This window comes from Streptomyces sp. Inha503 (assembly GCF_047215865.1).
In the GTDB taxonomy this organism is placed as follows: domain Bacteria; phylum Actinomycetota; class Actinomycetes; order Streptomycetales; family Streptomycetaceae; genus Streptomyces; species Streptomyces lycopersici.
In genome coordinates, this window is the sequence record NZ_CP178360.1 from 3,976,672 (window position 1) to 3,996,535 (window position 19,864).

Annotated in this window: 20 protein-coding genes; 8 read left to right on the forward strand and 12 right to left on the reverse strand. The window is 70.8% G+C overall.

Annotated features, from left to right (window positions below; translation table 11 throughout):
* Positions 1-48 precede the first annotated feature (48 nt).
* Positions 49-669: a heme-copper oxidase subunit III gene (locus ACJX2R_RS16435; protein WP_069869327.1), complete on the reverse strand. Its 621-nt coding sequence runs from the start codon at positions 667-669 to the stop codon at positions 49-51.
* A gap of 211 nt (positions 670-880) precedes the next feature.
* Between ACJX2R_RS16435 and ACJX2R_RS16440 the strand changes: the two genes are divergently transcribed.
* Positions 881-1,282, forward strand: coding sequence for a hypothetical protein (locus ACJX2R_RS16440; RefSeq protein ID WP_037949235.1), 402 nt, complete (start codon positions 881-883; stop codon positions 1,280-1,282).
* 22 nt (positions 1,283-1,304) lie between these two features.
* Here the strand turns inward: ACJX2R_RS16440 and ACJX2R_RS16445 are convergent, their stop codons facing one another.
* From ACJX2R_RS16445 to coxB, 4 genes are all read right to left on the reverse strand, one after another.
* Entirely contained in the window at positions 1,305-2,552 is a 1,248-nt protein-coding gene (locus ACJX2R_RS16445; protein ID WP_262701464.1) for a L,D-transpeptidase, read from the reverse strand.
* Positions 2,553-2,698: 146 nt separating this feature from the next.
* Positions 2,699-3,097, reverse strand: coding sequence for a cytochrome c oxidase subunit 4 (locus tag ACJX2R_RS16450; protein WP_413100704.1), 399 nt, complete (start codon positions 3,095-3,097; stop codon positions 2,699-2,701).
* Positions 3,094-4,833 carry a cytochrome c oxidase subunit I gene (ctaD, locus tag ACJX2R_RS16455; protein WP_262701466.1) on the reverse strand — a complete coding sequence of 580 codons (1,740 nt, stop codon included), beginning with the start codon at positions 4,831-4,833 and terminating at the stop codon, positions 3,094-3,096. Before ctaD ends, ACJX2R_RS16450 begins: the two co-directional genes overlap by 4 nt.
* Positions 4,830-5,792 (reverse strand): cytochrome c oxidase subunit II, encoded by a 963-nt coding sequence (gene coxB, locus ACJX2R_RS16460; protein ID WP_413100705.1) that lies wholly within the window; start codon positions 5,790-5,792, stop codon positions 4,830-4,832. Before coxB ends, ctaD begins: the two co-directional genes overlap by 4 nt.
* A gap of 443 nt (positions 5,793-6,235) precedes the next feature.
* Between coxB and ACJX2R_RS16465 the strand changes: the two genes are divergently transcribed.
* Entirely contained in the window at positions 6,236-7,645 is a 1,410-nt protein-coding gene (locus tag ACJX2R_RS16465) for a cysteine desulfurase/sulfurtransferase TusA family protein (protein ID WP_413100706.1), read from the forward strand.
* Between the two features lie 248 nt (positions 7,646-7,893).
* On the opposite strand, the gene ACJX2R_RS16470 is transcribed toward ACJX2R_RS16465, so the two are convergent.
* Positions 7,894-8,868, reverse strand: coding sequence for a carbohydrate kinase family protein (locus ACJX2R_RS16470; RefSeq protein ID WP_413100707.1), 975 nt, complete (start codon positions 8,866-8,868; stop codon positions 7,894-7,896).
* 171 nt (positions 8,869-9,039) lie between these two features.
* Here ACJX2R_RS16470 and ACJX2R_RS16475 point away from each other — a divergent pair, with 171 nt between their 5' ends.
* On the forward strand, positions 9,040-9,267 hold the full coding sequence (locus ACJX2R_RS16475; protein WP_413100708.1) for a hypothetical protein: 228 nt from the start codon (positions 9,040-9,042) through the stop codon (positions 9,265-9,267).
* Between the two features lie 91 nt (positions 9,268-9,358).
* Positions 9,359-10,840 (forward strand): hypothetical protein, encoded by a 1,482-nt coding sequence (locus tag ACJX2R_RS16480; protein ID WP_413100709.1) that lies wholly within the window; start codon positions 9,359-9,361, stop codon positions 10,838-10,840.
* A gap of 102 nt (positions 10,841-10,942) precedes the next feature.
* On the opposite strand, the gene ACJX2R_RS16485 is transcribed toward ACJX2R_RS16480, so the two are convergent.
* Positions 10,943-11,296, reverse strand: coding sequence for a HesB/IscA family protein (locus ACJX2R_RS16485; protein ID WP_020871998.1), 354 nt, complete (start codon positions 11,294-11,296; stop codon positions 10,943-10,945).
* Between the two features lie 237 nt (positions 11,297-11,533).
* Between ACJX2R_RS16485 and nadA the strand changes: the two genes are divergently transcribed.
* Complete coding sequence (gene nadA / locus ACJX2R_RS16490; RefSeq protein ID WP_413100710.1) at positions 11,534-12,712, forward strand: quinolinate synthase NadA; 1,179 nt, start codon at positions 11,534-11,536, stop codon at positions 12,710-12,712.
* A gap of 222 nt (positions 12,713-12,934) precedes the next feature.
* Here the strand turns inward: nadA and ACJX2R_RS16495 are convergent, their stop codons facing one another.
* From ACJX2R_RS16495 to ACJX2R_RS16510, 4 genes are all read right to left on the reverse strand, one after another.
* Positions 12,935-13,612, reverse strand: a complete 678-nt coding sequence (locus ACJX2R_RS16495) for a response regulator (RefSeq protein ID WP_413100711.1) — start codon at positions 13,610-13,612, stop codon at positions 12,935-12,937.
* Positions 13,609-14,901, reverse strand: a complete 1,293-nt coding sequence (locus ACJX2R_RS16500; protein WP_413100712.1) for a sensor histidine kinase — start codon at positions 14,899-14,901, stop codon at positions 13,609-13,611. Before ACJX2R_RS16500 ends, ACJX2R_RS16495 begins: the two co-directional genes overlap by 4 nt.
* 104 nt (positions 14,902-15,005) lie before the next feature.
* The gene (gene pspAA, locus ACJX2R_RS16505; RefSeq protein WP_191067286.1) at positions 15,006-15,284 is read right to left on the reverse strand and encodes a PspA-associated protein PspAA; all 279 of its coding nucleotides are present in this window, start codon (positions 15,282-15,284) and stop codon (positions 15,006-15,008) included.
* Between the two features lie 40 nt (positions 15,285-15,324).
* Positions 15,325-16,110 carry a PspA/IM30 family protein gene (locus ACJX2R_RS16510; protein ID WP_185058022.1) on the reverse strand — a complete coding sequence of 262 codons (786 nt, stop codon included), beginning with the start codon at positions 16,108-16,110 and terminating at the stop codon, positions 15,325-15,327.
* 249 nt (positions 16,111-16,359) lie between these two features.
* Here ACJX2R_RS16510 and ACJX2R_RS16515 point away from each other — a divergent pair, with 249 nt between their 5' ends.
* Both ACJX2R_RS16515 and ACJX2R_RS16520 read left to right on the forward strand, forming a co-directional pair.
* Positions 16,360-16,956: a DUF3043 domain-containing protein gene (locus tag ACJX2R_RS16515; protein ID WP_413100713.1), complete on the forward strand. Its 597-nt coding sequence runs from the start codon at positions 16,360-16,362 to the stop codon at positions 16,954-16,956.
* A gap of 65 nt (positions 16,957-17,021) precedes the next feature.
* Positions 17,022-17,756 (forward strand): methyltransferase domain-containing protein, encoded by a 735-nt coding sequence (locus ACJX2R_RS16520; RefSeq protein WP_413105874.1) that lies wholly within the window; start codon positions 17,022-17,024, stop codon positions 17,754-17,756.
* Between the two features lie 50 nt (positions 17,757-17,806).
* On the opposite strand, the gene ACJX2R_RS16525 is transcribed toward ACJX2R_RS16520, so the two are convergent.
* On the reverse strand, positions 17,807-18,010 hold the full coding sequence (locus ACJX2R_RS16525) for a hypothetical protein (RefSeq protein ID WP_020871990.1): 204 nt from the start codon (positions 18,008-18,010) through the stop codon (positions 17,807-17,809).
* Positions 18,011-18,150: 140 nt separating this feature from the next.
* Here ACJX2R_RS16525 and ACJX2R_RS16530 point away from each other — a divergent pair, with 140 nt between their 5' ends.
* A complete protein-coding gene (locus tag ACJX2R_RS16530) occupies positions 18,151-19,350 on the forward strand; it encodes a bifunctional adenosylcobinamide kinase/adenosylcobinamide-phosphate guanylyltransferase (protein WP_413100714.1) in 1,200 nt (399 codons plus the stop codon).
* The last annotated feature ends 514 nt before the right edge of the window (positions 19,351-19,864 follow it).

A 19,864-nucleotide genomic window follows, 5' to 3' on the forward strand; every position in this document is an offset into this window, starting at 1 on the left:
CTTCTGCGTCGATGCTGTTAAGGACGTGGTTCCGGTGCGGTGACCGGCTTACTTGATCATGTAGATCGTGGCGAAGAGGCCGATCCAGACGACATCGACGAAGTGCCAGTAATAGGACACGACGATGGCCGCCGTCGCCTGCTGGTGGGTGAACCTCTTGGCCGCGTACGTCCTGCCCAGGACCAGCAGGAAGGCGATCAGGCCGCCCGTCACATGCAGTCCGTGGAAGCCGGTGGTCAGGTAGAACACCGAGCCGTAGGGGTCAGAGGAGAGCGAAAGCCCGTCCTTCTTGACCAGCTCGGTGTATTCGAAGATCTGACCGCCGATGAAGATCGCGCCCATGATGAAGGTGATCACGAACCAGGAGCGCAGCTTCTTCACGTCGCCGCGCTCGGCGGCGAAGACGCCGAGCTGGCAGGTGAGGGAGGAGAGCACCAGGATCGTGGTGTTCGTCGCCGAGAACGGGAAGTTCAGCGAGGACGCCATTTCCTTCCAGTGCTCGGCTCCGGTCACCGATCGCAGGGTGAAGTACATCGCGAAGAGGGCCGCGAAGAACATCAGCTCGGAACTCAGCCAGATGATGGTTCCGACGCTGGTGAGGTTCGGCCGGTTGACCGACGGGTGCGCGTGCCCGGTTTCTACTGCTGTTGCTGTCGCCACGACCGACATTATGTCGGTCGCTTATCCAGCGCTCACTCCCGGGGGTCCCGTTCGGAGTGTCAAGGGCCGCGTCAAGGACATCGACCCTGCTCGTCGGGGCTGTTCCGGACAGTCCCCCGAAGGAGGGAGAGATCCGTACACCCCCTCCTCCGGACGGCTGTACGGGAGTAGCATCCGCCTCAGGAGCCCGGCAGATCACTTACTTCGTCCGGAGGTCATGATGCGGCCCACCGCAACGGTGCTGGTCTACAGCGATGACGTGAGCACCCGCGAGCAGGTGCGCCTGGCGGCCGGGCGCCGCCCCGCCGCCGATGTGCCCCCGGTGGAGTTCCTGGAGTGCGCCACTCTCCCGGCCGTTCTCTCGGCGCTGGAGGAGGGTGGCATCGACGCCTGTGTGCTGGACGGTGAGTCGGCGCCCGCGGGCGGGATGGGCGTCTGCCGGCAGATCAAGGACGAGATCTTCCAGTGCCCGCCGGTGCTGCTGCTCATCGGCCGCCCGCAGGACGCCTGGCTGGCCACCTGGAGCCGCGCGGAGGCCGCGGTCACGCATCCGGTGGACCCGGTGGCCCTGGCGGACGCGCTGGCCGGGCTGCTCCGCAAGCGGCTCGCCGTGGGCGCCTGATCTCACCGTCCGCACCGTCCGCTCAGACCTGGGGCCGGAGCCGGGCGGAGTCGGCGGGGGTGGCGTCGGACTGACCGGAGGCGACGGCGCTGCCCTTGCGCCAGTCCGCCCAGGCCATGTTCCAGTCGCCGTAGCCGTTGTCGAATGTCGCCATGTCGTCTCCGTTGCTGTGCACCACCTGGACGATGTCCCCCAGGCGCACGGTGTTGAAGAACCACTGGGCGTTCGCGGTGCTCATGCCCGTGCAGCCGTGGCTGACGTTGGCATAGCCCTGCGAACCGGTGGACCAGGGCGCGGCATGGACGTATTCACCGCTCTTGGTGACCCGGGCGGCCCAGTAGACCATCAGGTCGTAGGAGCCCGCGCCGAGCCCGATGCTGGCGCCCGTCATCCGTACCGCGGACTCCTTGGCCAGGATGACCTTGATGCCGTTCCGGGTGTCGAATCCGGGCATACCGGTGGTGATCGGGATGGTCCGGATCGGCACTCCGTTGCGCTTCACCGTCATCTGGTGGGTGCCGGAGTCGGTGAGGGCCTCGAGGCGGTCGCCGGTGGTCAGCCGCAGCGACTTGGCCTCGCCGCCGTAGAGCCCGCCGCCGATCCGGATGCCCTTGAGGTTGGAGTGCACCGTGATGGTGGCGTGGGCGGGCCAGTACTCCTGCGGACGGTAGTGCAGGTTCCGGCTGTCCACCCAGTGCCAGACGCCCTCCACCGCGGGCCGTGAGTCCACCTTCAGGGCACGCTCGATCACGGCGCGGGCCGAGGGGTCCTTGACGGGCCGGCTCAGCTTGGCCGTGATGGGCTGCCCCACCCCGTACTCCCCCGCCTTGGGGCCGAAGGTGACCTTCAGCAGCCGGTGGGCGGAGCTGGTGGTGAAGTCGACCGTACGGCGGCCCGGAGCGCCATTGGAGTCCTCCGTGGACACCTTCAGCGTGTAGTGGGCGCCCGCGGCCAGCGGCACGGTGCTGCGCCAGTGCCTGCCGTCGTCGGTCAGCTCGCCCCGGACGTAGCGGCCCGCGGCGTCGGTGGCCGTGACATCCGTGATCCGGCTGTCGTCGTCCTTGGCCGTCACTTCGAGCGGCTTGTCCGGGTTGGCCTTACGACCGTCGCCGTCACCGCTGAACGAGATCTGGTCGGCGGCGTCGTACGGCTTGGCGGACAGGGGGTCGGGGGATCCCCCGCATCCGCTCAGACCCGCTATCAGCGGCGCCACCAGCAGTGCGCAGGTCAGCACCGCCCGGCTTCTGAGTGATCGAGGTGTGTGGCTCATGGAGCCAACGTAAGAACGGTGTCCGGGAACGGCGCGCGGAGTGAGGCACCGGAGTGAACCGGCGGGCCCGTGCGGGCCCACGACGCCGAGCGGGGCCCGGACACCGGGGGAGGTGTCCGGGCCCCGCTCGTATCAGCCGGTCAGGGCTACTGGTTGGCGTTCTCGCCGCGGTAGTACTCGAAGACCCAGCCGAAGAGGCCGATCATGATGATCGGGGCCGAGAAGAAGAGCAGCCACCAGCCGAAGATCACGCCCAGGAACGCCATGGCGCCACCGACGCCGAGGGAGAGCGGCTGCCAGCTGTGCGGGGAGAAGAATCCCAGCTCGCCGGCGTCGTCCGCGACATCCGCGTCCTTGTTGTCCTGCGCGCCGACATCCACCCGGCGGGCCGTGAAGGCCAGGTAGTAGCCGATCATGATGCTCAGCGCGAAGGCCAGGAAGAGCGCCGTGGTGCCGGCCGGCTCCTTCGACCACACGCCATAGACGATCGCCATGACGAGGATGAAGACGGCCAGCCAGATGAACATCCGGCCTTGAACCTTCACTTGCCGGCCTCCTTACCACCCGCGAGGGCCTTGTCATCGTCGGGCGCACCGTGATTCTCGAGCTGGTCCAGCGCCGCGATCTCCGGGTGGTGCAGGTCGAACGCCGGGGATTCGGAGCGGATCCGCGGCAGGGTGAGGAAGTTGTGCCGCGGGGGCGGGCAGGAGGTCGCCCACTCCAGCGAACGGCCGTAGCCCCAGGGGTCGTCGACCTCGACCTTCTTGCCGTACTTGGCGGTCTTCCAGACGTTGTAGAGGAACGGCAGGATCGACAGGCCCAGCAGGAAGGAACTGATGGTCGAGATGGTGTTCAGCGTGGTGATGCCGTCGGCCGCCAGGTAGTCGGCGTACCGGCGGGGCATGCCCTCGGCACCCAGCCAGTGCTGCACCAGGAACGTGCCGTGGAAGCCCACGAACAGCGTCCAGAAGGTGATCTTGCCGAGCCGCTCGTCCAGCATCTTGCCGGTCATCTTCGGCCACCAGAAGTGGAACCCGGCGAACATCGCGAAGACCACGGTGCCGAAGACCACGTAGTGGAAGTGGGCCACCACGAAGTACGAGTCGGAGACGTGGAAGTCCATCGGCGGCGACGCCAGGATCACACCGGTCAGACCACCGAAGGTGAAGGTGATCAGGAAGCCGATCGCCCAGAGCATCGGGGTCTCGAAGCTCAGCGACCCCTTCCACATCGTGCCGATCCAGTTGAAGAACTTGATACCGGTCGGCACCGCGATGAGGAACGTCATGAACGAGAAGAACGGCAGTAGCACTCCGCCGGTGACATACATGTGGTGTGCCCACACCGTCACCGAGAGACCGGCGATCGAAATGGTCGCGGCGATCAGGGAGATGTAACCGAACATCGGCTTCCGGGAGAAGACCGGAATGACCTCGGAAATGATGCCGAAGAACGGCAGCGCGATGATGTACACCTCTGGATGGCCGAAGAACCAGAAGAGGTGTTGCCAGAGCAACGCCCCGCCATTGGCCGCGTCGAAGACATGCGCCCCGAATTTACGGTCCGCCTCCAGGGCGAACAGCGCGGCGGCCAGCACCGGGAAGGCGAGCAGGACCAGCACCGCGGTCAGCAGCACGTTCCAGGTGAAGATCGGCATGCGGAACATCGTCATGCCCGGAGCGCGCATGCAGATGATCGTGGTGATGAAGTTGACCGCACCGAGGATCGTGCCGAAGCCGGAGAGGGCCAGACCCATGATCCACATGTCCGCGCCGATACCCGGTGAGCGGACCGCGTCCGACAGCGGGGAGTAGGCGAACCAGCCGAAGTCGGCCGCGCCCTGCGGGGTCAGGAACCCGCCCACCGCGATCAGCGAGCCGAAGAGGTACAGCCAGTACGCGAACATGTTCAGCCGCGGGAACGCCACATCGGGCGCACCGATCTGGAGCGGCATGATCCAGTTCGTGAAGCCCGCGAACAGCGGGGTGGCGAACATCAGCAGCATGATCGTGCCATGCATGGTGAACGCCTGGTTGAACTGCTCGTTCGACATGATCTGCGTACCCGGACGGGCCAGCTCGGCGCGCATGAAGAGCGCCATCAGGCCGCCGATGCAGAAGAACGCGAACGACGTGACGAGGTAGAGCGTGCCGATCGTCTTGTGGTCCGTGGTGGTCAACCACTTGACGACGACATTGCCCGGCTGCTTCCGACGTACCGGCGCTTGCCGCTCTTGCGAGGTGGCGGTGCCGGCACCCTGGGGTTCGTTGAGGATGCTCACGATGTCCTGGTCTCCGCGTTCTTGGCGGCTTCCGTCTGCTCAATGCCCGCCGGGATGTAGCCGGTCTGGCCCTTCTTCGCCAGCTCCTTGAGGTGCTGCTGGTAACGCTCCGGCGACACGACCTTGACGTTGAAGAGCATCCGGGAGTGGTCGACGCCGCACAGCTCGGCGCACTTGCCCTTGAAGGTGCCCTCGCGGTTCGGAGTGACCTCGAAACGGTTGGTGTGCCCCGGGATGACGTCCATCTTCATCAGGAAGGGGACCACCCAGAACGAGTGGATGACATCGCGGGACGTCAGGATGAACTGGACCGACTCGCCCTTCGGCAGCCACAGGGTCGGGCCCGGGTTGCCGGTCTGCGGGTTCCGCTCACCGGGCGTGCCCGCCTCGTAGACGCCCTCGGCGCCCTTGGGGACCGCGTTCAGCATGCGCTTGGGGATCGCGGAGATCTCCTTGGCTTCCTGCTTGGGCGTGGCGGTGGACCCGTCCACGTTCTCCATGTAGTTGAAGCCCCAGCTCCACTGGTAGCCCACCACGTTGACCACGTGGTCGGGCTTCTTGGAGGTCTTGAGGAGCGCGTTCTCATCGCGTGCGGTGAAGTAGAACAGCACCGAGACGATGATGATCGGGACCACGGTGTACAGCGCCTCGATCGGCATGTTGTACCGGGTCTGCGCGGGAACCTCGATCTTGGTCCTGCTGCGACGGTGGAAGATGACCGCCCAGATGATCAGGCCCCAGACCAGGACGCCCGTGGCGAGCGCCGCCGCCCACGAGCCCTGCCACAGGGAGAGGATCCGCGGCGCCTCCTCCGTGACGGGGGTAGGCATTCCGAGGCGGGGGAAGTCCTTGGATGTGCAACCGGTGGCGGTCGCCAGGACCAAGCCCGCGGCCAGCGCCTGCAGCAGCTTCCGCCGCACCGGGCGCCGCGACGAGCGGTCGGAGCCGTTGGGACTCACGTAGCGCCTTCCCGAGAGTCTCGCCCGCGCGGTCGGCCGCGGCCGTCTGTCTGGTCGGTCGCCGGGCCCGGTGCGGGCAGGGGTTTGGATGTTTATGCGGACCAAACCCTACTGGACGCCATTTGGGGTCGCGCGGGGAGGGTGCCCAACGCGCCGGGGCGCTCCACGAAGGGGTGGAATCCCGGGCTCCGGCGGCCTGTTCCGGCCAGGCGCGGCCCGGGTTCCGGCGGCCTGTTCCGGCCGGGCGCGGCCCGGGTTCCGGCCCCGGTCCGGGCGGGGTTCCGGCCCCGGTCCGGGCCCGGCTCCGGGCGGGTGCGACCCTGTTTCCGGAGGCGGTTCGATCCCGGCTCCGGTGCCGGTGCGATCCCGGCTCCGGTGCCGGTGCGATCCTAGGCGGGGCCGTGGCCGCCCGTTCGCCGGTCCCGGCGACTAGCGTTCCTTACGTGTCCTACTTCGACGCGGCCTCATCCGCTCCTCTGCACCCCGTCGCCCGGCAGGCGCTCCTCGCCGCGCTCGACGAGGGGTGGGCCGACCCCTCGCGCCTCTACCGGGAGGGGCGGCGGGCCCGGCTGCTGCTGGACGCCGCGCGGGAGGCGGCCGCCGAGGCCGTGGGGTGCCGCCCGGACGAGCTCGTCTTCACTCCTTCGGGGACCCGCGCGGTGCACGACGGCATCGCGGGGGCGCTCGCGGGACGGCGGCGCGCCGGTCGCCATCTGATCGTCTCCGCCGTGGAGCACTCCTCGGTGCTGCACGCGGCGGCCGCGCACGAGGCGGACGGCGGCACGGTCACCGAGGTCCCGGTGGACCGTACGGGACGGGTCGCGCCGGATGCGTACGCGGCGGCCCTGCGGGAGGCCCCGGGCGGGGTGGCGCTGGCCTGTCTACAGTCCGCCAACCATGAGGTCGGCACGGTACAGCCGGTGGCCGAGGCCGCCGAGGAGTGCGCGGCGGCGGACGTACCGCTGCTGGTGGACGCGGCGCAGTCGCTCGGCTGGGGCCCCACGGAGGGCAATTGGTCGCTTCTGACCGCAAGTGCCCATAAATGGGGCGGCCCTGCGGGGGTGGGGCTGCTCGCGGTGCGCAAGGGGGTGCGCTTCCGTACGGTCCAGCCCGCCGACGAGCGGGAGTCGGGCCGCTCCCCCGGGTTCGAGAACCTCCCCGCCATCGTCGCCGCGGCCGCCTCGCTGCGGGCCGTCCGGGCGGAGGGCGCCGCCGAGGCGGAGCGGCTGCGGGGGCTGGTGGAGCGGATCCGGGCGCGGGTGCCGGAGCTGGTGCCGGATGTCGAGGTGGTCGGCGACCCGGAGCGGCGGCTGCCGCATCTGGTGACCTTCTCCTGTCTCTATGTCGACGGAGAGGCGCTCCTCCATGAGCTGGACCGCGCGGAGTTCTCGGTCTCGTCCGGTTCCTCCTGCACCTCCTCCACGCTGACCCCGAGCCATGTGCTGCGGGCCATGGGGGTGCTCTCCGAGGGCAATGTGCGGGTCTCGCTCCCGCGCGGTACGGCCGGGGCGGACGTGGACCGGTTCCTGGAGGCGCTGCCGGGGGTGGTGGCGGGCGTACGGGAGCGCCTGGGTGCGCCGAAGCGGCCCGAAACCGCCGCCGACGCGGCCCCCGAGCCCGAGCCCGAGCCCGAGCTGGTCGTCGACTCGCTCGGCAAGCGGTGCCCGATCCCGGTGATCGAACTGGCCAAGGTGATCGGCGAGGTGCCGGTGGGCGGGGTGGTGACGGTCCTGGCCGACGACGAGGCGGCCCGGCTGGACATCCCGGCCTGGTGCGAGATGCGTGGCCAGACGTATGAGGGCGAGGGGCCGGCCGATCGGGGCGTGGCCTATCGAGTGCGCCGCCGCGTCTAGGGGTGTCCGGCGGGCGCGTGACGCCTGCGGCGGGCTGCTCCCCTCCCCGCCCCTTCCCGAAACTGGGGTTCCGCCCCAGACCCCGCTCCTCAAACGCCGGAGGGGCTGGAAGGCGGGACTCCGCCCCAGACCCCGCTAAACGCCGGAGGGCTGGGAGGCGGGACTCCGCCCCAGACCCCGCTTCAAACGCCGGTGGGACTGGAAGGCGGCGCCCAGGGGGCCGAGGGCCCCCTGGGCGTTCCGCGGGTTCAGGGGAGGTGGGCCGCGATCTCGCCCGCCGCGTCATGGCCGTATGCCTTGGCGAAGCGCTCCATGAAGTGGCCGCGGCGCAGCTCGTACTCCTGCGTGCCGACCGTCTCGATGACCAGCGTCGCCAGCATGCAGCCCACCTGCGCGGCCCGCTCCAGCGAGAGGTTCCAGGACAGACCGGAGAGGAAGCCCGCGCGGAAGGCGTCGCCGACGCCGGTCGGGTCGGCCTTCTGCTGCTCCTCCGGGCAGCCGACGACCACGGGCTCCTCGCCCTCGCGGTCGATCCGCACGCCCTGCGCGCCGAGCGTGGTGACGCGGGTGCCGACCTTGGCGAGGATCTGGTCCGCGGTCCAGCCGGTCTTGGTCTCGATCAGCGCGGCCTCGTACTCATTGGTGAAGAGGTACTCCGCGCCGCCGATCAGCAGCCGGATGTCCTCCCCGTCCATGCGGGCGAGCTGCTGGGAGGGGTCGGCGGCGAAGGCGATGCCGCGCGAGCGGCACTCCTCGGTGTGGCGGACCATGGCCTCCGGGTCGTCCGCGCTGATCAGCACCAGGTCGAGGCCGCCGACGCGCTCCGCGACCGGCTGGAGCTCGATCTGGCGGGCCTCGCTCATGGCGCCGGTGTAGAAGGACGCGATCTGGTTGTGGTCGGCGTCGGTGGTGCAGACGAACCGCGCGGTGTGCTGGACCTCGGAGATATGGACGGACGCGGTGTCCACACCGTGCCGGTCCAGCCAGGCGCGGTAGTCGGCGAAGTCCTCGCCGGCCGCGCCGACCAGGATCGGGCGCAGACCCAGCACGCCCATACCGAAACAGATGTTGGGGCCGACTCCGCCGCGGCGGACGTCGAGGGTGTCGACCAGGAAGGAGAGTGAGACCGTATGCAGCTGATCGGCGACCAGCTGATCGGCGAAACGGCCGGGGAAGGACATCAGATGGTCGGTGGCGATGGAGCCGGTTACGGCGATACGCACTGAGTCGCTCCTGCGGGGCGGAGAGATCGGACGCTTCACGCTATCTGCTCGGCCCGGTCCATACGAACGGAAGAAACTACCCAATAGTAGGTCTTTTTTCACCGACACCAGCTGAATACGGTGCGTGGACACGGGGGACGCGTCGGCGACACCCAAGGACCGGGAGGCATCATGCCCCAGCACCTCACCCCCGCGTTTCCCGCCACCGGGGCCATCGAGCCCGAATATCTGGAGGAGCTGCGCGGCGACGGTGCGCGGATGGCGCCGCACTGGGCGGTCACCGTATCGGCCGCTCCCACCAGGCCCGTCTCCCCGGTCGCCGCCTCCCGCATCCGGGGGATCACGGTACCCGCCACCTCGGCCGATCTGCTGGCCGGCATGTCCGACTACGGCGATTGAAGGAACCGGCCACGCCCCGGCTCCGTCTCACCGGCATCTCCTCGCGAGGGATGGGACCGTAGAACGTGAGCGGAGCCGAAGGAGCGAAACGGTGAGCACCGAGGACACCGACACCCCGCAGACCCCCGACGACGACACTTCCCGTGCGCGCCGGCGCTCGCCGCTGGCCGTCGTTTCGGTGGCGGCAGCGGTGCTGGTCGCCGGTGGTGGCGGCGCCTATTGGGCCTCCACCGCGGCGGACGGCGGCACCCGGGGTCCGGGCGCGTCGGGCGAGAACGGATCGCCGAAACCCCTCGCATTGGACGCCTACGCCTCCCCGGGCGGGGAGCGGGACGGGAACGAGGGCATCGCGCCCGGTGAGCCCGACCCGCACGGCGGCCGCTATGTGGTGACGGGCAAGCTGCCGGACGGGCCCGACAAGGCCCCGGTGTATCTGACCGACCCGAAGGTCACCAAGGCCGATGTGGCGCGGCTGGCGAAGGCGCTGGACGTCTCCGGCAGCCCCCGCGCCGACCACGGGTACTGGAAGGTGGGCGGCACCCCGGACGCGAGCGGCCCGACGCTGCGGGTGAGCCGGACCGGGCCGGGCAGCTGGTCGTACTCCCGCTACGGGGCGCCGGGCGACACCTCCTGCGTCCACCCGGACGGGAAGAAGGCGCCCCAGGGCGCCCGGACCGACAAGGGCGACGGGGCGGACGAGGCCGACAAGACCGACAAGGGCTGCCCCACCTACCGCGACGGCGACAAGCGCGGTGACAACCGCGCCGCCGAGGGCCGCGACAAGGCCGTCTCCGAGAAGAAGGCCCAGAGCGCCGCCGAGCCGGTGCTCAAGGCGCTCGGGCTGTCGGACGCCAAGCTGGACGCGAGCGGCCTCTACGGCGCCGTGCGGATGGTGAACGCGGACCCCAAGGTGGGCGATCTGCCCACCTACGGCTGGGGCACCAATCTCCAGGTCGGCGCCGACGGCCAACTGGTCGGCGGCAGCGGGACGCTGTCGAAGCCCAAGGAGGACGACAGCTATCCGGTGCTCGGCGCGGAGCAGGCGCTCCAGCGGCTGAACTCGACGTCGGGCAGGAGCGACGGCCCCTCGGGGAAGGTGAGCGTGCGCAAGGTGACGTTCGGCCTCGCCTCGCACATGGTGGACGGCCGGCGGGCGCTGGTGCCGTCGTGGATCTTCGAGACCAAGCCGACCGGGACCAACCGGGTGGCGGTCACCCTCCCCTACCCCGCGGTGAAGCCGGAGTTCATCAAGAAGGCGAAGGAGCCGGGCCACTCCCCCTCGCCGGGCAAGGGGGACAGCACCTCCAAGCCGGATCACCTCACCTCGTACAGCGTGGACGGCAAGACCCTGACGCTGCGCTTCTGGGGCGGGGTCTGCAACACCTACTCGGTCTCCGCGAAGGAGACCTCCGACAAGGTGACGCTGGACCTCAAGAGCAAGCCGAAGCATCCGGGGCGGGCCTGCATCCTCATCGCCAAGCAGCTGGAGCGGAAGGTGACGCTGAAGGAGCCGCTGGACGGCCGGAAGGTCGTGGACGGGTCCACCGGTGAGACGGTGCCGCTGCGGAAGTGAGCGAACGGTTCGGGACAGCCGGACTCAGGACAGCCGGAAGGGGGCGGGCCCAGTGGGCCCGCCCCCTTCCGCCGTGCTGTTTACTCCGCCGCGCCCGGGGGCTCAGCTGAAGGAGTCGCCGCAGGCGCAGGAGCCCGTGGCGTTCGGGTTGTCGATGGTGAAGCCCTGCTTCTCGATGGTGTCGACGAAGTCGATCGAGGCACCGCCCAGGTACGGGGCGCTCATGCGGTCGGTCACGACCTTCACGCCGCCGAAGTCCTTGACGACGTCGCCGTCGAGCGAGCGCTCGTCGAAGAAGAGCTGGTAGCGCAGGCCGGAGCAGCCGCCGGGCTGGACGGCGACGCGCAGCGCGAGGTCGTCACGGCCCTCCTGCTCCAGCAGGCTCTTGACCTTCGACGCGGCGGCGTCGGACAGGATGATGCCCTCGCTCGCGGTGGTCTCGTCCTGAACGGTCATCTGCTTCTCTCCCGGGTCGTACGGACTGCTTGCCGCTGGGAAAAACCAACGGCGTCCCGGATTCATTCCGGGCCCAAGCGCCTATCTCCTGTTGCCCTTCATGCTCGCATACGGGCGGACACACCGGAATGCGTCACATCGACACAATGCCTCTCGTCAACGTGACGTGAAGGAGCTATGATAGATAGCGTCATTCTGACGATTAGGGTTCCCAGCGAAGAAAGAAGGGTGCGTGACGTGACCACCGCCCAGCCCCTCGACGTGCAGCCGACCCCGCTCGCTCTGCTGCTTCTCGGCCGGGAGGCCGACCCCCGGAGCGAGCGCGGTGTGGAGTGTCCGGGAGACCTCCCGGCGCCCTCCGACCCGGATCTGGTGGCTCGCGCCCACGCGGCCAAGGAGAAGCTCGGGGACAAGGTCTTCGTGCTCGGCCACCACTACCAGCGCGACGAGGTCATCGAGTTCGCGGATGTCACCGGGGACTCCTTCAAGCTCGCCCGGGACGCGGCCGCGCGGCCGGACGCCGAGTACATCGTCTTCTGCGGTGTGCACTTCATGGCCGAGTCCGCCGACATCCTCACGGGCGACGCCCAGCAGGTCGTCCTCCCCGATCTGGCGGCCGGCTGCTCGATGGCCGACATGGCCACGGCCGAGCAGGTCGCCGAGTGCTGGGAGGTGCTCACCGAGGCCGGTGTGGCGGGTGTGACGGTGCCCGTCTCGTATATGAACTCCTCCGCCGACATCAAGGCCTTCACCGGTCGCCACGGCGGCACGATCTGCACCTCCTCCAATGCCCGGCGGGCGCTGGAGTGGGCGTTCCAGCAGGGCCAGAAGGTGCTGTTCCTGCCCGATCAGCACCTGGGGCGCAATACGGCGGTCCGCGACATGGGCATGTCGCTGGAGGACTGCGTCGTCTACAACCCGCACAAGCCGAACGGCGGGCTCACTCCCGAGCAGCTGCGCGCCGCCACGATGATCCTTTGGCGCGGCCACTGCTCGGTGCACGGCCGCTTCTCGCTGGACTCGGTCAACGATGTGCGCGAGCGCATACCGGGTGTGAACGTGCTGGTGCACCCCGAGTGCAAGCACGAGGTCGTGGCGGCGGCCGACTACGTGGGCTCGACCGAGTACATCATCAAGGCCCTGGAGGCCGCCCCCGCCGGTTCGAAGTGGGCGATCGGCACCGAGCTGAACCTCGTACGGCGCCTGGCCAATCGTTTCGCCGACCAGGGCAAGGAGATTGTCTTCCTCGACAAGACGGTCTGCTTCTGCTCGACCATGAACCGGATCGATCTGCCGCATCTGGTGTGGGCGCTGGAGTCGCTGGTGGCCGGCAAGGTGGTCAATCGCATCCAGGTCGACAAGGAGACCGAGCACTTCGCCAAGCTGGCGCTGGAGCGGATGCTCATGCTGCCGTAGGCAGCGTCCGGCAATGGGAGGCGGGGCGCGGTTCGCCTGCGGCGGGCTGTGTCCCCTACCCGCCCCTTCCCGAACCTGGGGCTCCGCCCCAGCCCCCGGCACTGGCCTGCCGTCGATCGTCCGCGGCACCACCGTGGCCGATCGCGCAGTTCCCCGCGCCCCTTCGGGGCGGAGCCCCAGGTTCGGGAAGGGGCGGGTGGGGGAAAGCCCAGGCGGGTAGCGCTACGTGCCCGCGCGGACCAACCCCGTCTCGTAGGCGATCACCACCAGCTGCGCGCGGTCGCGGGCGCTCAGCTTGGCCATCGCGCGGTTGACATGCGACTTGACCGTGAGCGGGCTGACCGCCAGCCGGGCGGCGATCTCGTCGTTGGACAGCCCGCCGCCCACCTGGGCCAGAACCTCCCGCTCGCGCACGGTCAGGGCGTCCAGCCGTGAGGAGTCATAGGCGTCCTCGTCGCCGCTCCCATCGCCCTGGGCCAGGAAGCGGGCGATCAGCCCCTTGGTCGCGGCCGGGGACAGCAGCGCCTCGCCCGCCGCCGCGATGCGGATCGCCGCGAGCAGCTCATCGGGTTCGGCGCCCTTGCCGAGGAAGCCGCTGGCCCCCGCCCGCAGCGAGTCCACCACGTACTCGTCCACCTCGAAGGTCGTCAGCATGACCACCCGGACGTCCTTGAGCTGCGGGTCCTCGGTGATCATGCGGGTGGCGGCCAGCCCGTCCGTACCGGGCATCCGGATGTCCATCAGGACGACGTCGGCGCCCCGGGCCCGGGCGATGTCCACCGCCTCCGCCCCGTCGGACGCCTCGCCCACCACCTCCATGTCCGGCTCGGAGTCCACCAGGACGCGGAACGCGCTGCGCAGCAGCGCCTGATCGTCCGCCAGCAGCACCTTGATCGTCATGAGTCCCCTCCCCTACGCGGCTGCAAGGGAAGTCTCACCCGCACCCGGAAACCGCCCTCGGGCAGGGCTCCCGCCTCGCAGCTGCCGCGCAGCGCGGTCACCCGCTCGCGCATCCCCAGCAGGCCGTGTCCGCCGCCGGGCTCCGTCCCGTCCGCCCGGGGCCGCGCGGCTCCGTCCGCGCCGTCCGGCGCCTCCTCGGGGCCCTCGGTCCGCGCCCCCGCCCCGTCGTCCTCGACCGTGACCTCCAGCGCGTCCGCGACCCGGGCGATGCGGATCTCGGCCGTGGCCCCGGGTCCGGCGTGCTTGTGCACATTGGTCAGCGCCTCCTGGACCACCCGGTAGGCCGTGAGGTCCACCGAGCCCGGCAGCGGCCCCAGCTTCTCCGGCGGCTCCGCCCGGACCCGGACCCGCATCCCGGCCCGTACGAAGCCGTCCACGAGCTGGTCCAGGACGGTGAGGCCGGGGGCCGGTTCGGTGGGGGCGGCCGGGTCGCCGTACTGCCGCAGCAGGCCGACCGTGGCCCGCAGCTCCTCCAGCGCCGAGCGGCTCGCCTGCCGTACGTGTGCGAGCGCCTCCTTGGCCTGGTCCGGGCGGTTGTCCATGACATGGGAGGCGACCCCGGCCTGGACGTTGACCAGCGCGATGTGATGCGCCACGACATCGTGCAGCTCACGGGCGATCCGCAGCCGCTCCTCGGCGACCCGGCGGCGCGCCTCCTCCTCGCGGGTGCGTTCGGCGCGTACCGCCCGCTCCTCGATGGCGGCGACATAGGCGCGCCGGCTGCGCACCGCGTCACCGGCGGCCGCGGCCAGCCCGGTCCAGGCGAACAGGCCCCAATTCTCCTGTGAGTACCAGGGGTTGAGCGCGAAGAGCATCCCGGCGCCGGTGAGCAGCACGGCCGTGGCGGCGCCGACCCGCCAGGTGGTGGGGCGGTCGGTGCGGGCCGCCACGGTGTAGAGCGCCACCACGACCCCGAACACGATCGAGGTGCGCGGCGGGCCCACGTCATTGGTGATGAGCTCGGTAAGGGTGAGGGCGACGTTGAAGGCGAGCACCCCGCGGGGCAGATCGCGGCGGAGCACCAGCGAGGCGGCTGCGAGCACGGCCAGCAGCACGAAGAAGGCGCCCAGTGACTGGTGGCGCATGCGCGGGCCGGCCACCGCGCCGATCAGGATCAGCGCGAGGACCCCCAGCGCCACCAGGGTGTCCAGGGCACGGGGGTGGGCGCACAGCCAGCGGTGCGGACGGGCCAGGCCCGGCCCGACGGCGAGGGGAGTCACGGAATCCAACGGTAAGGGCCGCGGGAGACCGCCCGGCTTCATGGGCGGCCCGTACCCGGCCGGTGAGGGGAGGTACGACCTGTGCTGGAGTGTGGATCCGGGAGCGCGCCGCACTAGCCCGGAATGAGGCCGTCGTCCTTGAGCATCGCCTTGACTTCCTCGAGGGTCGCGTCGGCGGCGGGGAGGATCAGCTCGGACGGCTGGAGCGCGTCGTCGGGCAGGGGCTCACCGGCCGAGCGCACCGCGCCGAGCAGCGCGCCCAGGGTCCTCCGGAAGCCCTCGTGATCGCCGCCCTCGATCTCCGCGAGCAGCTCGTCGTCGAGCCTGTTCAGTCCGGGCAGATGGCTCTCGGCCACCCGCACCTGGCCCTCCCCCATGATCCGTACGATCATGACGACCTCCTTGGAGACCTCGCCCAGGCGGGGGCGCGGGCTACTGCTTGTCGAACTTGTGCTGGGTCCGGGACTGCTGGGACTCGTCCGTCTTGCCGCCCTCGATCGCCTGCTGCGGGCTGCCGCCGGCCAGCTCGGCCTTCATCCGCTGAAGCTCAAGCTCCACGTCCGTACCGCCGGAGATCCGGTCCAGCTCGGCCGCGATGTCGTCCTTGGCCATACCGGACTGGTCGTCCAGGGCGCCGGAGGCCAGCAGCTCGTCGATCGCGCCCGCGCGCGCCTGGAGCTGCGCCGTCTTGTCCTCGGCACGCTGGATCGCCATGCCGACGTCGCCCATCTCCTCGGAGATGCCGGAGAACGCCTCGCCGATGCGGGTCTGGGCCTGGGCCGCGGTGTAGGTGGCCTTGATGGTCTCCTTGCGCGTACGGAAGGCGTCGACCTTGGCCTGGAGCCGCTGGGCGGCCAGGGTCAGCTTCTCCTCCTCGCCCTGGAGCGTCTGGTGCTGGGTCTCCAGGTCGGTGACCTGCTGCTGTAGCGCGGCGCGGCGGGACAGCGCCTCGCGGGCCAGGTCCTCCCGGCCGAGCGCGAGCGCCTTGCGGCCCTGGTCCTCCAGCTTGGTGGACTGGCCCTGCAACTGGTTGAGCTGAAGCTCCAGGCGCTTGCGCGAGGTCGCCACGTCGGCGACACCGCGGCGCACCTTCTGGAGCAGCTCCAGCTGCTTCTGGTACGAGTAGTCAAGGGTTTCGCGCGGGTCCTCGGCCCGGTCCAGGGCCTTGTTGGCCTTCGCGCGGAAGATCATCCCCATACGCTTCATGACACCGCTCATGGGCCTCGCGCGCCCCCTTCTGACGGACGTGTGACTCCGGCACTCCAACAGACCCAGCCTACGGGCCCTGCTTCCATTACCGCACTGTTCGAGCGCGCTCGCGCTCCTCCTCCAGGACGATCAGGCGGTGGGAGCCTCCGGCGCAAGGAGGAGTGCGCCCCCTGTGTCCCGATTAGGGCGGGACTCCGTTGCCTGATCGTTCCCCCAGAGGCTGGGGCGCACACCCCGCAACCCGTACCCTTGGGCTTTGTGTTCCGAAGCCGTTCCAAGGATGAGCAGGCCGCTACCACCAAGGTGACCGCGGACCAGCCGCAGCAGACCCGTGACCCGCAGGCGCCCAAGGGCCGCCCCACTCCCAAGCGGAGCGAGGCCCAGTCGCAGCGCCGCAGCCTGGCGAAGACGCCGACCAACCGTAAGGACGCCTCCAAGCGTGCGCGCGAGGCCCGCCGCGCCGATCTGGCCAAGCAGCGCCAGGCGCTGGCCGGGGGTGACGAGCGGTATCTGCCGGCCCGCGACAAGGGTCCGGTGCGGCGGTTCGCCCGTGACTTCGTGGACTCGCGGTTCTCCGTCGCCGAGTACTTCCTGCCGCTCGCGGTGGTCATCCTGGTCCTGAGCATGATCCAGGCCGGCGCCATGCAGAGCTATGTGCTGCTGGTGTGGATGGTGGTCATCGTCCTCATCGTGGTCAACTCCCTCGTCCTCGGCGTCCAGCTCAAGCGGCAGCTGCGCAAGCGCTACCCCGACGAGAATCTGCGCGGCGCGGTGGCGTACGCCCTGATGCGCACCCTCCAGATGCGCCGGCTGCGGCTGCCCAAGCCGCAGGTCAAGCGCGGAGAGCGGCCCTGAGCGGCCAACCCTCCCCCTCCGGCTTCACCGGAGGGGCGGCCGGCTGGCTACGCCACCTCGGGGGCCTGCGGAACACCGTCCGGCAGGCGCTGGTCGCCCACCAGCTCGATGAGCAGATCACCGCGCGCTTCCCGGTGGGGCAGCGGCTGCGGATGCTCGACGTGGGCGTCGGCCAGGGCACCCAGGCCCTGCGGCTGGCCCGCGCGGGCCATGAGGTGACGGGGCTGGAGTCCGACGCCACCATGCTGGAGGCGGCCCGCACCGCGCTCGCCGACGAGCCCGAGGGCATTCGACGACGTGTGCGGCTGATCGAGGGCGACGGCCGGGAGACCGGGGCACACTTCCTGCCGGGCACCTTCGATGTGGTGCTGTGCCACGGCGTGCTGATGTACGTGGCCGAACCGGATCCGCTGCTCGCCGGGCTGGCCCGGGTGCTGGCCCCCGGCGGTCTGCTCTCGCTGCTGGTGCGCAACGGTGACGCGCTGGCGATGCGGCCCGGTCTTGCCGGGGACTTCGACACCGCGCTGGCCGCCTTCGACTCCCCCTCGTACACCAACCGGATCGGGCTGCCGGTGCGCGCCGACCGGCGCGAGGAGCTGACCGAGACCCTCACCGCGATCGGCGCGCCGCTGCGCGCCTGGTACGGCGTGCGGGTCTTCACCGACCTCGCCCCGGACGACGCGGAGCCGCCGGGCTCCCCGGAGTGGGAGCGGCTGCTGGCGGCCGAGGAGCGGGCCGGCCGTACGGATCCCTACCGGGCGGTGGCGGCGCTGCTGCATCTGTGCGGGGTGCGCGGCTGATCCGGGGCCGGGATGGGGTGGCGGTCAGGACCGCCACCCCGCGCTTCCGCCTACTCGGCGCGCAGGCTCATCGGGCCGTAGATCTTCTTACCGTCCTCGAAGAGCGTCACCTGCTCCGCGCCTCCCTCGAGGAGTTCCCGCCACTCCTCGCCGATCCACGACTCCGCGTCCCCCTGGGTCGGGAACTCCTCCGGCTGCACCGCGGGCTTCGTCTCCGCCCCGTCGGACTTCTCGAACCGCCATGTCCACGCCATTCCAGCCTCCTCCATCCCGCCGACCCACGGGTGATACCCGCCGGTCCACAGCTGATGTCTGCCCGCAGCCTAGGTGACTGATCACTCCGTACGGGGTGGCCCCGCGCGACCCGTGGGAACGGACGCGAGACGATCGGGGCGTGGAACTCACTCTTCTGGGCACCGGGGCCCCCGACGGGCTGCCGCGCCACGGCTGCCCCTGCGCCGCCTGTGCCGCCGCCGTCGGCGAGGAGGCACGGGCCGCCACCTCGCTGCTGATCGACGGCGCGCTGCTGATCGATCTCACCCCGGGGGCCGCCTTCGCCGCCGCGCGGGCCGGGTACTCGCTGGTGGGCGTCCGCCAGGTGCTGCTCTCCCATCCGCACGCGGGTCCGGCCGTCGAGTTCCCGGCCGGACTGCCGGCGCCGGGGCGGGTGCCGGACGGCCGCACGCTGTCCCTGATCAGCGGCCACCGGGTACGGGCGGTCGCGCTGGACTCCCCCGGTACCGGCTACGAGGTCACCGGACCCGACGGCACCCGGCTGCTGTACCTCCCGCCGGGCGCGGCCGCCGCCGGGCTCCCGGACCCGGCCGAGCCGTACGACATGGCGCTGCTCGACGTGCTGGGCCGCCCCGACGCGCTGGCCGCCCTCCGCTCCTCGGGCGCCGTGGGCGCCACCACCGACGTCCTGGCCGTCCATCTCGACCACGCCACCCCGCCCGGCCGGGAGCTGCACCGCCGCCTCGCCACGGCGGGCGCGCGGGCCGTGCCGGACGGCCAGACGCTGATCGTCGGCGAGTACCACGCGGTGCCGGACCTGCCGCGCCGAACGCTGGTGCTGGGCGGCGCCCGGTCCGGCAAGTCCCTCGAGGCGGAACGGCGGCTGGCCGCGTTCCCCGACGTCCTGTACGTCGCGACGGGCGGCACCCGTGAGGGCGACCCCGAGTGGGCCGCCCGCGTCGCCGCCCACCGCGACCGCCGCCCCGGCTCCTGGCGCACCACCGAGACCTGCGACCTGCCCCCGCTGCTCGCCGAGGACGGCCCACCGCTGCTCATCGACTGCCTGGCGCTGTGGCTCACCGACGCGATGGACTCCGTGAGCGCCTGGGACGACGGCAAGTGGGCACACGGCGGCGAACGCGCCCTCCACGAACGGGTCTCCGCCCTCGTCGCGGCGGTCCGCGCCACGACCCGTACGGTCGTCGCGGTGAGCAACGAGGTCGGCTCGGGCGTCGTGCCCGCGACCGCTTCCGGCCGCCGCTTCCGCGACGAACTGGGCCGACTGAACGCGGCGTTCGCCGAGGAGTGCGAGCAGGTGCTGTTGGTGGTGGCGGGTCAGCCACTGCCGCTGCGCGGCTGATCGCGGGCCGGGGTGCTGATCGCGGGCCGGGGTTCTGGGTGCGCGGGACGCCTCGCGGGGGCTGCTCGATTCGGTGGCGTGCGGCTTTCGTCTCGCGCCTTCGGCGCATTTGAGCAGTGGGGCAGGGGGTGGGGGGCGCGGCACCGCCGCCGGGCGCCGGGTCGGCGGGGGCGGGCGCCCGTGGCGGCCTCCCACTTCGGCGGCCGAGGCCCCTCCGGACTGCGGGCCGGTCTCCCGGGCAGCCCCTCCGGGTACCCCTCTCGAAAACGCTTGATCTGACGCAACTAATTTGTCAAACGTTTTCGAAGGGGGTACCCCGACCCCCCGGCAGTCCGGCAACGGGCCCAGCCCCGTAGGCCCGAGCCGCCACGGCCCCCGCGCCCCACCGGCCCGGCGCCCGGCGACGCGGCCCGCGCCCCCCACACCCTGCCCCGCTGCTCAATTGCGCCGAAGGCGCGAGACGAAAGCAGCACCCAACCGAGCCGAGCAGCCCAACGCAGGCCCCGGCCCGCAC